This window comes from Rhizobium sp. Root274 (assembly GCF_001429245.1).
GTDB lineage: Bacteria > Pseudomonadota > Alphaproteobacteria > Rhizobiales > Rhizobiaceae > Allorhizobium.
The window spans coordinates 40,813-53,134 of the sequence record NZ_LMJE01000001.1; the positions used below are offsets into that span (position 1 = coordinate 40,813).

Here is a 12,322-nt window from a genome sequence, read left to right on the forward strand (position 1 = left end):
GCCGCCCTCGAATTCGCGGCGCTGGCTTCTTTCCTTGCCGCTCTCTTTCTCTGGCTACCGGCGATTGCCGGAGCCATCCACGGTTAACCCCTGGGCCGATTGTGGCCCCATCTGAAAGGCTGAATGCAATGCAAAAGATTTTCACCTGTGACGGCTATGATTTTTGGCGCGACGATTCCGGCCATTGGAACGTTGCGCACAAGGGAGACGGAGCCCCGAGCCACTGCGCATATGCTACGCCGGACGCCATCGCGACTTTGAAAGGTGTCAACCTACGCGCCGGCATGGAATGGCACCCCTCCGAGTACACCCCGGATCCTGTCCGCGAAGCCGCGCCCGACATGCTGGCAGCGTTGAAGGCGATCAAGAAAGCGCGCGGAAACTGCGGCGCATCACCCTTTGAGCAGGCCGCTTGCCGGTTGGTCGATTCGGCAATCGAGAAAGCGGAGGGCCGCGCCAATGGCTGAGCTCAAGACTTTCTCCGTCCTTCTGGCCTGGCAAGACAACGACCCCGACCAGGGCGAATTCGGCTGCTATGTCCGGGCCACGGGGTACGACGACGCAGAGACCAAGGCACGGGATAAAATGCGCCAGGCCTATGCGGAGCAATACGGCGAGGAGATGGACGGCGAAGGGGGCCGGGTCATCGACTGCAGCGAGGGCGCCGCATGGCTGGCCAGCGATCTGGAAAGCGCGCTGCGGGCGCTCGTCGAGACCTGCAAATCTCGGTGGCTTGACTTTGCCGAGGTCCAGCAGGCCGAAACCGTCCTGGCCCGTATAGAGGCGGAGGTGTGACCATGGATTACACCGTTTCCCTTGCTCGGTACGCGAAAGGCAAGCTGGCCATTCGCTGCCCGTCCATCGATGGATGGAAAACCCGTGCAGCTCGGCTCGCCGGTGCAATTGCCAGGGGCCGCTACACCGGGCGCGAAGGGGCTTACATCATGAGCCCCACAGCAGCAGCCAAATTCGAACGGCTGTTCCTCGAGGGCTGGGACGCCCGCGTCATCACACTAGAACTCGAGCCCCCGCAGCAAGCGGCGGCCTGAACTTCCTCAGGGCAATTGTGCCCGCTCAGAAAAGGATTTTACGATGGAAAATCTTGCCATCACTGAAGACGTGCGCGCCCTCATTGCAGAGAATGCACCGGTAGCAATTGGCGTGTCAGGTGGGAAAGACAGCCAGGCCGCAGCTCTGGCCACAGTCCGACACCTCGACCAGGTCGGCCACAGCGGCCCGCGAATTCTTGTGCATGCTGATCTCGGCACTGTCGAATGGGATGACAGCCTAGACATCTGCGAGGAATTGGCCGAGCACCTGCAATGCGATTTGGTTGTCGTTCGGCGCAAGGCTGGCGGACTCATGGAACGCTGGGAAAGCCGTTGGCTCTCCAGCAAGACCAGATACGAGGAGCTTAGCACTGTCACGCTGGTCCCTTGCTGGTCGACGCCTGCAATGCGGTTCTGCACCTCTGAGCTCAAGACGCATGTCATCATGTCCGAGCTGAAACGCAGGTTCAAAGGGCAAAGGGTTCTCAACGTAATTGGCGTTCGTCGAGAGGAAAGCGCAGCCCGGGCAAGAATGGCCGTGGCCGACCGCGATGCCGGCGGACAGGTGTGGACCTGGCGCCCAATTATAGATCTCAAGACCGAGGACGTTTTCGCGATGATCGACGCGTCCGGCTTGCGTCCTCATCCGGCCTATCGCGTCCATGGCATGAGCCGGGTTTCCTGCCGGTTCTGCATAATGTCCAATATCGCAGATCTAACGGCCGCCACTGCTGTGCCCGAAAGTCAAGAGCTTTACCGCCGCATGGTATCGTTGGAGGCTGTAAGCGGGTTCGCGTTCCAGGGCTCCAGGTGGCTGGGCGACGTCGCCCCGGGCCTGCTGTCGAACGTACAGCGGGATCAATTGGCGGCAGCGAAACAACGTGCCGCTCTCCGCAAAGAGATCGAGGCCCGGATCACGAAACCGATGCTCTACGTGAAGGGCTGGCCGACCCGAATGCTGACGGACGACGAGGCGTCAATTCTCGCTGCAACTCGTGACGAGATCAGCGACCTCTACGGCTTCAATTCCCAGCACCTGACAGTCAGCAGCATTCACGAGCGTTATGCCGATCTGCTGGAGCAGAGCGCAGCGCGTCTGAAATCCACCGCCTCGATCAACGAAACGAGGGAGGCAGCCATGCGGCGGGTCGTCTGAAAGCCGCCTATTGATCTTGGCCGGTCATCGGCTCCAGCCCCCGGCCCTGTGAATGGCTGGAGCCACCAAATTCTCTCCCGGCAACTGTGCCAATTATGAAAGGAACTGCTATGCTCTCCCCTGCCAATTGTGGCCAACTCGAAAGGAATGACGTGTCCAGACGCTACGATTATCGCCGCATGACTGCGGAGGAATTCCGGACCGGTCTCGACCAGATTAGCATGCCCCCGCTGGCTTTCGGCCGCATCTTCGGGTTTGAGGAGAAGCGGATCCGGCAATGGACGACAGGAGAGCAGGAGGTGCCGATCTGGGTATTCCCCGTGCTCCAGATGCTGAAGAATGTTTCCGGGGCGATCCCGGAGGCGCGTCAGGCCGCTGCAGAGATCATTATCCGCGACAACTTCCGGCCCCAGGATGGCGAATACCCCTTCCTTGCCAAGGAGGGCGACGATGCGAATTGATATCGGCAAGACCGCGTCCGGGAAGATCGTTTCGCTCCCCCTCGCCCGGGCCAACCGCCACGGACTCGTTACCGGCTCCACCGGCGGCGGCAAGACGGTAACGCTTCAGCGGCTTGCAGAAGAATTCTCGCGCGCTGGGGTCCCTGTGTTCGCCGCTGACGTCAAAGGGGACCTCTCCGGTGTCGCCGCCCTTGGTGATCATGGAAGCCCGCTGGCTGCCCGCGCTGTGGCGATGGCGGGGCGATTCACCCCGGACCGGTTTCCGGTGCAGCTCTGGGACATCTTCGGGACGCACGGCACCAAGATCAGGACCTCGGTGCAGGCAATTGGTCCCGGACTGCTCGCCCGCATGCTGAAGCTGAACCAGACCCAAGAGGGCGCCCTCGAGATCTGCTTCAGGAAGTCCGAGGATGATCGGGACTGGATGCTGACCCTCGACGATCTCCGCTGGTCGTTGAACGACATGATGGATAACCGCGAGGATATCTGCCGGCAGTACGGAAACATCACCTCGGCCTCCATTGCCTCGATCCAGCGGCAATTGCTCTCGCTGGATAGCCAGGGTGGGGACAAGCTGTTCGGGGAGCCACCTTTTGACATCACCGACTTCATGCGCGTCGACGATTTCGGTAGAGGGGTGATCAACCTCCTCCATGCCGACACCCTGATGGAATGCCCAAAGCTTTACGCCGTCTTCCTGTTATGGCTCCTGACCGAATTGTTTCGGGTTCTGCCGGAGGCCGGCGACGTCGATAAACCGAAACTGGTGTTCTTTTTCGATGAGGCTCACCTGCTGTTCTCTGATGCCCCGAAGGAATTGGTGCAGCAAATTGAACGCCTCGTCCGTCTCGTCCGCTCCAAGGGTGTCGGCGTTTTCTTTGTCACCCAGTCCCCGGCTGATATCCCGGACACCGTGCTGGCCCAGCTCGGCTCTCGGATCCAGCATGCGCTGCGCGCCTATACCCCGAAGGACCAGCGGATGGTGAAGGCGGCGGCCCAGGCATTCAGGGAGAACAGGGAGGTCGATGTACGCAAGGAGATCACAGCGCTGGCAGTCGGTGAGGCTCTGATCTCGGTGCTCGACGATACCGTTGTCCCCACCAAGGTGGAGAAGGTCGAAATCCTACCGCCCTCAGCCCAGGTCGGGCCGATTTCCCAGATGGAACGGGATGCCGTGATGGCCTCGACACCCCTTCTCGCTCGCTACGCTGATGTGGAGAATTCGGAGGAAGCGATCTGGCGGTTCCGTGACCGGATGCGCGAGGCGCGCGGACTGGCCCGTCCGGCGATGGAGACCAACGAACCTTGGGTTCCCGGCTCCTATGCTCAATTCGTGCCGGACTTCGCGCCGAGGGCTCCACGCAGTCTCGGAAAAGGCCACTATGTCCGACAAATCTGCCTTTGGTCCGGCGTTTTCGTTGGATCAGTTACCGCGCTTTCGTTTGTTCTCAACTGATAGGTATATGAGCGTTTAACCCGTGCAAAACCCACCCAAAAAGCATCATTTCATACCAGCATTCTACTTGAGACGATGGGCAGTAAACGGGAGGGTGGTAGAGTTCTCCATGCCTCACAAAACGGTCATCGCAAAGGCAGTAGGCCCTGAGTACACGGGGTTTCAGGAACGATTATACGAGTTAGAAGGCTTCGAGCCAGAGCTTGCGCAACAGGTGGAGGAGCGTTTCTTCAAGCCGGTCGACACCATGGCTGCTGACGCGCTGGAGAACCTGCATACGCACGGTAACGCGGCTGCCTGGACAGTGGAATCAAGGTCAGCCTGGACGAGGTTCATGATTTCGATGCTGCTGAGAGGGCCTGACGACATAGCCACTTTCAGAAAGCAGTATCGTAAAGACTGGGTTGAAACGACGGACGAAATGGAAGCCCGATACCGGGTCATGAAAACGCCCGACGATCCAGAAACGTTTGCAGAATGGCTCAGTACAGCGCCGTTGCAGCTGATCGAAAAGCATCAGTTTGAGATCTTTTTCAGTCTCATCGACAATCATCGCCTCGGGGGTACGATCAACAATATGGACTGGCGAGTGATCGAGATTCCTCGAACTGCGCACGAGCTGCTTACCTCAGATCGGCCCATAATCCGAAGCAATGCCTTGAAGCCACCGTACGGTCACATCGCGATTCCGATAGGTCCCAGAAAGCTTTTCTTGGCGTCAGAAGATACGAAGTTCCTTGCCGAAATGGAGCGGGTCGACCGGCACTTGCTGGCGAGAGAGACAAACCGGGCCGTCGTTGAGGGCGCGGGGCGTTTTGTCTACTCCACCAACGAGCGACAACACCAGTTTGTAGCGAACCGTTTCGGCACTAACCGCTTGCCAAGCCTATTCAGTGACGTCCTGAGGCCTAGAAACGGGAGGCGAGGTTACCTCCACGGGGCAAGCCCAAGCTCGTTGAGGTGATGAGCGATGATCGCAGCACCTCGATCGCGGCGCGAACGGAATGTCCAGTATGACCAGCCCACCCGTTTGCAGAACCGCTTGGCGTCGAAACTCTTGCCCCGAATGTTCCAGAACGCGGAATTCACTGCATGCGCCTCGAGGCAATTCCGCGGGCCTTCCATATCCCTGAGATAACCACCCAGCCAATTCGGCAGATCTCGGCCGCGCGGGTCCCTATGACCTAGGAGGACGATTTCCATGCGGGAGATCTCTACCGATCGCCGCTGCACCTTCGCCCGCATGCGGCCGACCTTGTTCGAGCCGGATTCCCGTTGCCACCACAGATCCTTGGAGTCGACCAGGTACTCCGGCATTGCCGAGCCATACATCTTCGGCCCGACCCGACCGCCGGTGTCGTAGTCGATTTCGAAGGCGTCGACCAAAGCCGCCTTCACCAATTCAGGTGTCCATTCAGTCGTCATCGCCGCCCTCGTCCACGATTGCATCGAACATGTCGTCCCGGATCGCGAAGAAGCAGATCCGATCCAAGTAACGCTCTGGGGTGATGCCACGTTTGGAAGCCAGCTTTTCGAGCCTAACACGGCTCTGGCGTGGGATGGATACCACAATTCCGCGCCGCATGCCCTTCATTGGAAGCCCCCAGAGCTTAATCATCCTCCGGATTGTCGGGGCGGAGGTGCCGTCCCGCATCAGTTCCGCCACATCCACAGAGGAAAGCTGCTGCCCGAGGTGGAAGGCGATCCACGCCGCCTTCGCGTTTGTCCATCTTTCAGTCCGCGCCCCTGGGAACCGGAAGCGCTCGGAATGGTGCCTCTTCGTCGGAGGCGGCTTAGACCTTTTTCCCGACACGGCGCCGGCCCTCCCCCTTGCGTTCGACCTGGACGCGGGACTTGGTCTTGCGGTTTCGGATGATCTGGTTCTCGGCCCTTTCTTCGACCTTCGCAGCGCGCCACTGCTCGATGCCGAGGACGTCCTGCAGAGCCTTATCGTCCTCGTCGACGACGGGTTCCGCACTCTTGAGATCGGGATTCAGCTTCTCGCGGACGTGCTCTTTGGCTGCCTCGATCGCTTTGCCGACGCTCCCGAACAGGAGAGGCTTCTTCGTCTTCGGATCGCAGACGTGGCGCCAGGATTGGTTGGTGAAGAACCGGTAGAGGGCGGCATACTGCCCGTGCAGGGACATGTGACCGTACTCGGGGAGAAAATCGGACTTCAAAACATGGCCTCCTGATCGTACTCCGGTCGATACATCGACTCGTAGAGGGTGAATTCTGGGATGAAGCGGACTTTTCGCCGCTGGGAATTGGTGCCGAACCTGACCTTGACGGCGCCGAGCTCGGCGGTGCCCTCGATGTCGGGCCCGTATTGCTGAAGAAACCTGGTCTCGATCGCGATCTGCTCTTTCTCGTCCTTGGCGGTTTTCTTCTGCTCCTCGAGGTGGAACTCGCCGCGGTAGAGATAGAAAATCCCGTCATACGGCTGGACCGCTGACTGCCCGCCATAGACGTCGCTTTTCGTGGGGCGTGGATTGAACCTCTTCATCCCCTCCGAGCTGCGCTGCATCAGGACCAGGATGGCGGCCTTGGTGGATTTGGCGCAGGCCTTGAGCTCCTGGATGGCATTGCGAGCCTTGGTGCCCTGATCTGAGCTGGCATCCTCTCTTTCCGGGCGAATGGTGCCGGCGTGGTCGATGACGACGAGCGGGGTTTTCCCGTTGCTGTTCTTCCGGATGAATTCCTTGACGTACCTGGAGAGCCGCTTCGGGGTGTCCTTGGAGGAATCGCAGTCTTTGACCTCGAACGGAGCCCCGGCCAACTTCCGGACGTAGTCGGCCGCCCTGTCGATCTGCTTCTCCGTCATGTTGCCGGCGCGCTGAATCCGGGTTTCAATCCCGAGCTCCTGCGCTACCATCTGGGAGACGATCTGCGTCCCGCTCTGGTCGTAGGACAGGAACAGGACTGGGTTCCCCTTGGCGACGGCGTGTCGGATCAGGACCAGGACCAAGGAAGTCTTCCCCTCGCCCGAGGAGGAGATCATGCCGTAGACGTTGGTGGGTTCGAAAACGCGCTCCGAGAGGACTGTGGCAAGTTCTGGAAGCCCGATGGGGACGCCGTGCATGGTCCGCCTCTGCGGATCCGGGGTGACGTGCTCGAGGTACTGGGTGAGCATTGTCGTCCCAGCAAATCGTCCGCTCCCGCTCTGCTCGCGGTGTGCTGCGGAGAGCTCAAAGATCCGCTGTTCCAAGTCCTCGATCTGCCCCTGGATCGGTTCGGAGTATTCCGCATCATAGGCGTTGTTCACCATCTCCTCCCCGATGACGATCATTGAGCGTCGAAGGGAGAGGTCGTGGACAACCGAGGCATAATCGGGAGCGTTGACGATGTTCACCGCAGCGCCGGAAAGGATGCCAAGGTAGTCGGAGAGCTTCATGTCCCCGATATCTACATCCTTCAATCGCGCCTTGACGGTGACCGGGTTGGCGACGCGATCGGTTAGGGTGATCTCAGCGATCGCCTTCCATATCTTCTGGTGGATAGGCTCGTAGAAGTCCTCCGGGATCAGGTAGGCGGAGACGACGTGGTAGGCCTGGTTATTCACCAAAGCGGCCCCGATCAGGGCTTGCTCGGCCTCAATGTTGTTGGGCATTTCGCGGGCGGCTTTGTAAGGCGCCTGGTGGCGCTCACGTTCTGTCATGATCATTTCAGCTTCATTGCCCGGACCCGTCCCGGGATGCGTTCGATGTGGCCGCGCTCCTCGAGCGCAGTGATGAGGCGGTGGACCCCGGATTTTGACGCCAAACCGAAGTGGTCAGCGATCTCGGCGAACGTAGGCATCACGCCGTTGGTGACCGAATAGACCCGGATGAAATCCAGCACTTCGATCTGCCTCTCCGTCAGCCCAAGCTTGCGACGGTCGGAGATGAGCTGGTGCACGATCTCAGCGGCTTCTGGGTTTGCTGCAATGAATTGGTGGGCCGTATCCAGGGCTGTGGTCATGCCATCTGCCCCTCAAATGCCAGAGCCAGCTGCAGGTCGACGTGATTGCGGACGTGCTCGACGCCCATCATCTCCATCATTGCCTGCACGCCCCACTGCGCCGCCAACGCGCGAGCCATGCCTGGGAAGAAACGAGCTCGCTCCTTGCCGCGATCAGCACCGGGCGGCATGCGGTGAACCCGGTTCCAGCGTTTCCACTCTTCAGAGCCCTTCTCTGGCTCTAGGAGCTTGTCTGTCGGCGTGAGAGCGTCCAGGCCGCGAAGATACCAGCCAGTGCCCTTGTATTCGGGGTGACCGAACCAGTGCGGCTGAACGATCTGCGGCGCCGGCAGGTCCGCCGGCATGCGATCCCGCGCCAGTTCATGCATCTCCGGGTTCTCGATCGCGACCCGGACGATCGGCGCTTTCCAGCAGGCAAGAAAGAGGTCGACACCAGCATCGAACTCGTCTTGCAGATCTTGCCATGTCCGACCTCTTGGCAAGGATTTAGGAGGGGTCATTTTGCCCGGGCCGGACAGCCAGCGGCGCCCGGATCGACACAGCCTTGTGCAAGGTGGATGAACGACGACCAGCAAGTCCCAGCCGTCATAGAGCACATCGCGGATGTCGCCCCGGATATGCCGATTACTGCGGTCCTCTGCCGGGAGGAGGTCACAAGACCAAGCGTCGAAACCCAGCTCCAGGAAGGCGTTGCGGACAATGCCAGAGTACTCACAGCCGACGAGAACACGAGGAACCGCCTTCATGCCGCCCTCCCCGCGTTCTTCTCGAGCTTGAGAACTTGACTGCGGCCGGCGGCCCAGAGCGCGATTACTGCGGCGTCGCGGGCATCGGCGTTCTTGCCGATGATGTTGAACATGTCGCAGAACTGGCGGACCCGATCCTTGGTGCCACCCTTGATCTTTTTCGGGATCACGGTCTGCCACGTCATCGGCCGGACCTCTTCGCAGGGGATGTTGAAGCCCTCAATGACGGCTTGGACGGCACCCGAGATCCGGTTGAGTTGGAGAATGGTGCCGGCATTGATCGTGGTGGACACCTGCTCGTTGCCCAGCATGTCGGCTTTCCCCTTCTTCTCGTATTGGGGGATGTGAGAAAGCGGGGTCTCGAAAACGATGAAATCCGGCTGATGCTCTCTGATCAGCTTCGGCAGAAGTTGCCGGACCGACTTCACCTTCTCGAAGGCTCCTTTGCCCTCAAGGGTGATCGAACCGCACTGGATCGCGGAGATCGGGTTCTCGGTGTCATAGAGCGACCAACCGATGACGGTCGCAGGGTCCAAGGCGAGGATTCGCGTCATCTCCACCTCCTCAGAAATCGTCGCTGTCAACGAAGAAGGCGGCGGTGATGATCATCACCATGATCACGATGACGAGGAGCCAGTACCAATTGATCATGCTGCTTCTCCTTGAGCCGCGTCACGGCGGCCGGCGTAGAGGATGACGGGTTGACGAGGGAGGCGCGGCCTCTCGGTCCAGACGTAGATCGCGTGGTCTTCGGTGCCGGTGATGCCATCGAGGGTCCAACTGATGCGATCGGTCAGAACGATCTTCGCTGCGAAGCGAGGATTGTCTCGGAAGAGGTGACGGCGCGAGGAGCCGGAATCGAACTTGGCTGTGAGGACTAGACCAACTAGACCGCCGCAGCGCTGCAATGCCTTCTCGGCGAAAGAGACAGCCATTCGATTGCCCTTGCCGAAGGGCGGGTTCGTGAAGATGCCGTCGAAGACTTCGTAGTCCTCGCGGTCGGAGAGGAAGTCGAACAGGAAGTCGTGCCCGACGTCATAGGTCTCAATGTCTGAGGTGGTGACTATGGCCCCTTTGGCCTCGAGTTCTTTGACGATGAGATGGTTGCCAGCAGCTGGCTCCCACATATTTATGCCGTAGACGGGAAAGTGGCGGCAGAATGCGCTCGTCACCCAACGCTCGGTTTCGTACAGCTCATTCTTCCGGCGCTCGTAGCCGGATGCGACGACGGTCATAGGAGAATTTCCTGCTTCTGGAGGAGTGGCGAGTTCAGCCGATCCGTCGGGCACCATTTATCGAAATCAGCTTCGATCTGTGGGTAGACCGTCGGATGCTGCGCACGGAGATCCAGGGGGTATGGGCCGAGCACGTACTTGCCGCGCTCATCGCTTTGCTTGAGCCAGCCCATGTCGAGGAAGCGACGGTGATTGATCTTCAGCTGGGCGAAATCGGTCCGCGTCACGAACCCAGTTCGCTCGACCAGAATGCAGATCTTGATTGCCGAGATCTTCCAGCTGGACAGCGTCGACGGAGCGGACGCGCCGGCAGTGACGTCCGGCACATATTCCGGCAGTGGGCAGCGCTTCCACGGCGCCAAGTCGAACCAGTCCTCTCGCCAGTAGTGCTCTCCGGTTACGGGGAGATCTGGGGTGAACTTCTTCTTCTGGCCCCACTGCTGCTGTTGGAAGACAACCTTCGTCTTCATCTCGATGACAGTGATGGAGAGGAGTCGGCATACCGCAGACAACTCCGAGCCTGCCTTGCCAAAAGGAACGAGCACGGCGCGGAAATCGGGGCCTGCCCAGTCAACGTGATAACTTCCACGGCTCTCAGCGGCCTGCAGAACGACCTTGGCATTCAGGGAGAGCTTTGCCTCCACGCCGATCTGCGCACCGTCGGCATCGCGAACCAGGACGATATCGAAGCCAGCCGTTTCCGGGTAGGCAGTCCAGCCCTGGGGCAGCTGCTTGATGAATGTCGCGCAAAGCTCCGCCTCAGAGGCGAACTCTGCTTTCAATTCCTTGGCCATGGCCTCGGTCCATTTCGATGTAGGGAATGAGTGGCGGCCATATCCGGGCCGCCAGCGGTGTCAGTCCAGTTTACTCGGCCGCTTCCGGCTTGGGAGCAGAGGCTTCCCAGTCATCGTCTTCCTCGGCGCCTTCTGCTTCCTCGGTCTCGGTTTCCGGGGCATCGCCGCCCTCGCCGTCTTCGGAGCTTTCATCGCCAGCCTTGATCAGGTTGTCGTTCATGGCCTCGGCGAGCGCCTGGTTAGCCTCTGCGGTCCCTTCATTGAAACCCTTCTGCCAGTTCTGGCCGGCAGCGGTTTCCATGCCGTATGGGTTCGCGTTCGCCTTGCGCATGCGGCCGGCGCCGAGACCCTCGAGGTATGCGGCATCTTCGAGCGGGGTCCGGTCCTTTTCGAAGATGTCCATCTGCCGGCCAACGGCATGGCCCATGATGGTGGCGATCGCGATGCGGCGACGCATGGTGGCGACGACCTCGGAGACGTTCTTCTTCTCGAGATCCTTGGCCCACTTGACGTCATCCTTGGTGAAGCCGGCGTTCTCGAGCCGCTTGTAGACGCCGGAGAGGACGCCCTTCTGTTCGGCCATTTCAGCCTCGGCTTCCTTGACGGCGCCGAATTCTCGGATGAAGGCACGCTCCTGGGCGGGATCAAGGCCGCTGTTGTGGCCTGCCTTTGCTGATTCAGTCATTTCCGTTTCCTCTGTTTCAGCCTCTCCCAGCGGAGAAGCAGCCATTCAGTGGCAAGAGCCACCAAGCTCCTGATGAGACGCATGGGGTGCTTTCAGTTCGGCGCGTTCCGCCTTTATGGCGTCGGCCCGTTGCTCAGCGGACAAGCAGATCCGGTCGTAGCCGATGGCGAGACGGATCAGGATCGAGCCCGGGATGTCAGAGAGATCGCGGACTTTGTATCGGAGGCGCTTCAGATAGCTCTCCGGCACCCCGATCTCTCTGGCGAGGCGCCCGCGGGCCGCGTCACGGGTATCCCCGAGGCCGCGGAAGAAGACCTTCTGCATTTCCTCAGACCAAAACGTGGCGGTCTCGACCACGTTCTCCGGGGAAACACTTTTGGCGAATACGGAAACAGGAATGGCCCTCACGACAGCGCCTCCCTGCTATCTCCGGCTCGACGAAACGAACGGAAGGAGATGGACATCATGCGAAGCGCTCCGGGCGGACCCAGTGCAAATCGATGAGCAGGTCGGCGGTGATGGTCCCGACACCCTTGTCCTCGGCCATACGAAGGAAGGAACGGAAGTCCTGAGCCTTCATCTGGCCACGGCGCTTGATCTCGCTGACACGGCTGGGCTGCCAGCCCATGTAGCGTGCGATCTCGGCGTTACCGCCAAGGGCTTCAATGACATCGGCTACGGATCGAATTTTATCAACATTGCTCATGTTGAGCATGTGAACATGAAACGTGGTTGCGTGTCAACATGATTTCTGTCGCGAAAGGAGCTAGCGTGGAATTT

At 60.0% G+C, this 12,322-nt stretch carries 19 protein-coding genes; 7 read left to right on the forward strand and 12 right to left on the reverse strand.

From position 1 onward, the window contains the following. Positions 1–128 precede the first annotated feature (128 nt). The 7 genes from ASE36_RS00260 to ASE36_RS00290 all read left to right on the forward strand — a co-directional run bounded on the left by ASE36_RS00260 (position 129) and on the right by ASE36_RS00290 (position 5,086). Positions 129–467, forward strand: a complete 339-nt coding sequence (locus tag ASE36_RS00260; protein ID WP_062274300.1) for a hypothetical protein — start codon at positions 129–131, stop codon at positions 465–467. Next, a complete protein-coding gene (locus ASE36_RS00265) occupies positions 460–795 on the forward strand; it encodes a hypothetical protein (RefSeq protein WP_062274303.1) in 336 nt (111 codons plus the stop codon). The genes ASE36_RS00260 and ASE36_RS00265 overlap by 8 nt, the downstream gene beginning before the upstream one ends. Positions 796–797: 2 nt before the next feature. After that, positions 798–1,049 carry a hypothetical protein gene (locus tag ASE36_RS00270; RefSeq protein WP_062274306.1) on the forward strand — a complete coding sequence of 84 codons (252 nt, stop codon included), beginning with the start codon at positions 798–800 and terminating at the stop codon, positions 1,047–1,049. Positions 1,050–1,092: 43 nt separating this feature from the next. Further along, positions 1,093–2,205: a phosphoadenosine phosphosulfate reductase family protein gene (locus ASE36_RS00275; RefSeq protein WP_062274308.1), complete on the forward strand. Its 1,113-nt coding sequence runs from the start codon at positions 1,093–1,095 to the stop codon at positions 2,203–2,205. Positions 2,206–2,357: 152 nt separating this feature from the next. Then, the gene (locus tag ASE36_RS22755; RefSeq protein WP_162244197.1) at positions 2,358–2,666 is read left to right on the forward strand and encodes a hypothetical protein; all 309 of its coding nucleotides are present in this window, start codon (positions 2,358–2,360) and stop codon (positions 2,664–2,666) included. After that, on the forward strand, positions 2,656–4,122 hold the full coding sequence (locus ASE36_RS00285) for a helicase HerA-like domain-containing protein (RefSeq protein ID WP_062274313.1): 1,467 nt from the start codon (positions 2,656–2,658) through the stop codon (positions 4,120–4,122). Before ASE36_RS22755 ends, ASE36_RS00285 begins: the two co-directional genes overlap by 11 nt. Positions 4,123–4,144: 22 nt before the next feature. Further along, a complete protein-coding gene (locus tag ASE36_RS00290; protein WP_062274316.1) occupies positions 4,145–5,086 on the forward strand; it encodes a DUF4238 domain-containing protein in 942 nt (313 codons plus the stop codon). On the opposite strand, the gene ASE36_RS00295 is transcribed toward ASE36_RS00290, so the two are convergent. The 12 genes from ASE36_RS00295 to ASE36_RS00350 all read right to left on the reverse strand — a co-directional run bounded on the left by ASE36_RS00295 (position 5,050) and on the right by ASE36_RS00350 (position 12,257). Beyond that, positions 5,050–5,547, reverse strand: coding sequence for a hypothetical protein (locus ASE36_RS00295; protein WP_062274319.1), 498 nt, complete (start codon positions 5,545–5,547; stop codon positions 5,050–5,052). The two genes, ASE36_RS00290 and ASE36_RS00295, sit on opposite strands and share 37 nt — an antisense overlap. Then, positions 5,537–5,716, reverse strand: coding sequence for a hypothetical protein (locus tag ASE36_RS00300; RefSeq protein WP_156669296.1), 180 nt, complete (start codon positions 5,714–5,716; stop codon positions 5,537–5,539). The genes ASE36_RS00295 and ASE36_RS00300 overlap by 11 nt, the downstream gene beginning before the upstream one ends. A 199-nt stretch (positions 5,717–5,915) precedes the next feature. Next, positions 5,916–6,302: a hypothetical protein gene (locus ASE36_RS00305; protein WP_062274325.1), complete on the reverse strand. Its 387-nt coding sequence runs from the start codon at positions 6,300–6,302 to the stop codon at positions 5,916–5,918. Then, positions 6,299–7,786: a replicative DNA helicase gene (locus tag ASE36_RS00310; protein WP_062274328.1), complete on the reverse strand. Its 1,488-nt coding sequence runs from the start codon at positions 7,784–7,786 to the stop codon at positions 6,299–6,301. Before ASE36_RS00310 ends, ASE36_RS00305 begins: the two co-directional genes overlap by 4 nt. Beyond that, the gene (locus tag ASE36_RS00315; RefSeq protein ID WP_062274330.1) at positions 7,783–8,082 is read right to left on the reverse strand and encodes a LexA family protein; all 300 of its coding nucleotides are present in this window, start codon (positions 8,080–8,082) and stop codon (positions 7,783–7,785) included. Before ASE36_RS00315 ends, ASE36_RS00310 begins: the two co-directional genes overlap by 4 nt. Continuing rightward, positions 8,079–8,828 carry a hypothetical protein gene (locus tag ASE36_RS00320; protein ID WP_062274334.1) on the reverse strand — a complete coding sequence of 250 codons (750 nt, stop codon included), beginning with the start codon at positions 8,826–8,828 and terminating at the stop codon, positions 8,079–8,081. Before ASE36_RS00320 ends, ASE36_RS00315 begins: the two co-directional genes overlap by 4 nt. Then, complete coding sequence (locus tag ASE36_RS00325; protein ID WP_062274337.1) at positions 8,825–9,382, reverse strand: hypothetical protein; 558 nt, start codon at positions 9,380–9,382, stop codon at positions 8,825–8,827. Before ASE36_RS00325 ends, ASE36_RS00320 begins: the two co-directional genes overlap by 4 nt. 93 nt (positions 9,383–9,475) lie before the next feature. Next, entirely contained in the window at positions 9,476–10,063 is a 588-nt protein-coding gene (locus tag ASE36_RS00330; RefSeq protein ID WP_062274340.1) for a hypothetical protein, read from the reverse strand. Continuing rightward, positions 10,060–10,857 carry a hypothetical protein gene (locus tag ASE36_RS00335; protein ID WP_062274343.1) on the reverse strand — a complete coding sequence of 266 codons (798 nt, stop codon included), beginning with the start codon at positions 10,855–10,857 and terminating at the stop codon, positions 10,060–10,062. The genes ASE36_RS00330 and ASE36_RS00335 overlap by 4 nt, the downstream gene beginning before the upstream one ends. Before the next feature lie 70 nt (positions 10,858–10,927). After that, entirely contained in the window at positions 10,928–11,542 is a 615-nt protein-coding gene (locus tag ASE36_RS00340) for a hypothetical protein (protein ID WP_200945143.1), read from the reverse strand. Between the two features lie 45 nt (positions 11,543–11,587). Next, entirely contained in the window at positions 11,588–11,950 is a 363-nt protein-coding gene (locus ASE36_RS00345) for a hypothetical protein (protein WP_062274350.1), read from the reverse strand. Positions 11,951–12,005: 55 nt separating this feature from the next. After that, positions 12,006–12,257 (reverse strand): hypothetical protein, encoded by a 252-nt coding sequence (locus ASE36_RS00350; RefSeq protein WP_062274353.1) that lies wholly within the window; start codon positions 12,255–12,257, stop codon positions 12,006–12,008. Between the last annotated feature and the right edge of the window lie 65 nt (positions 12,258–12,322).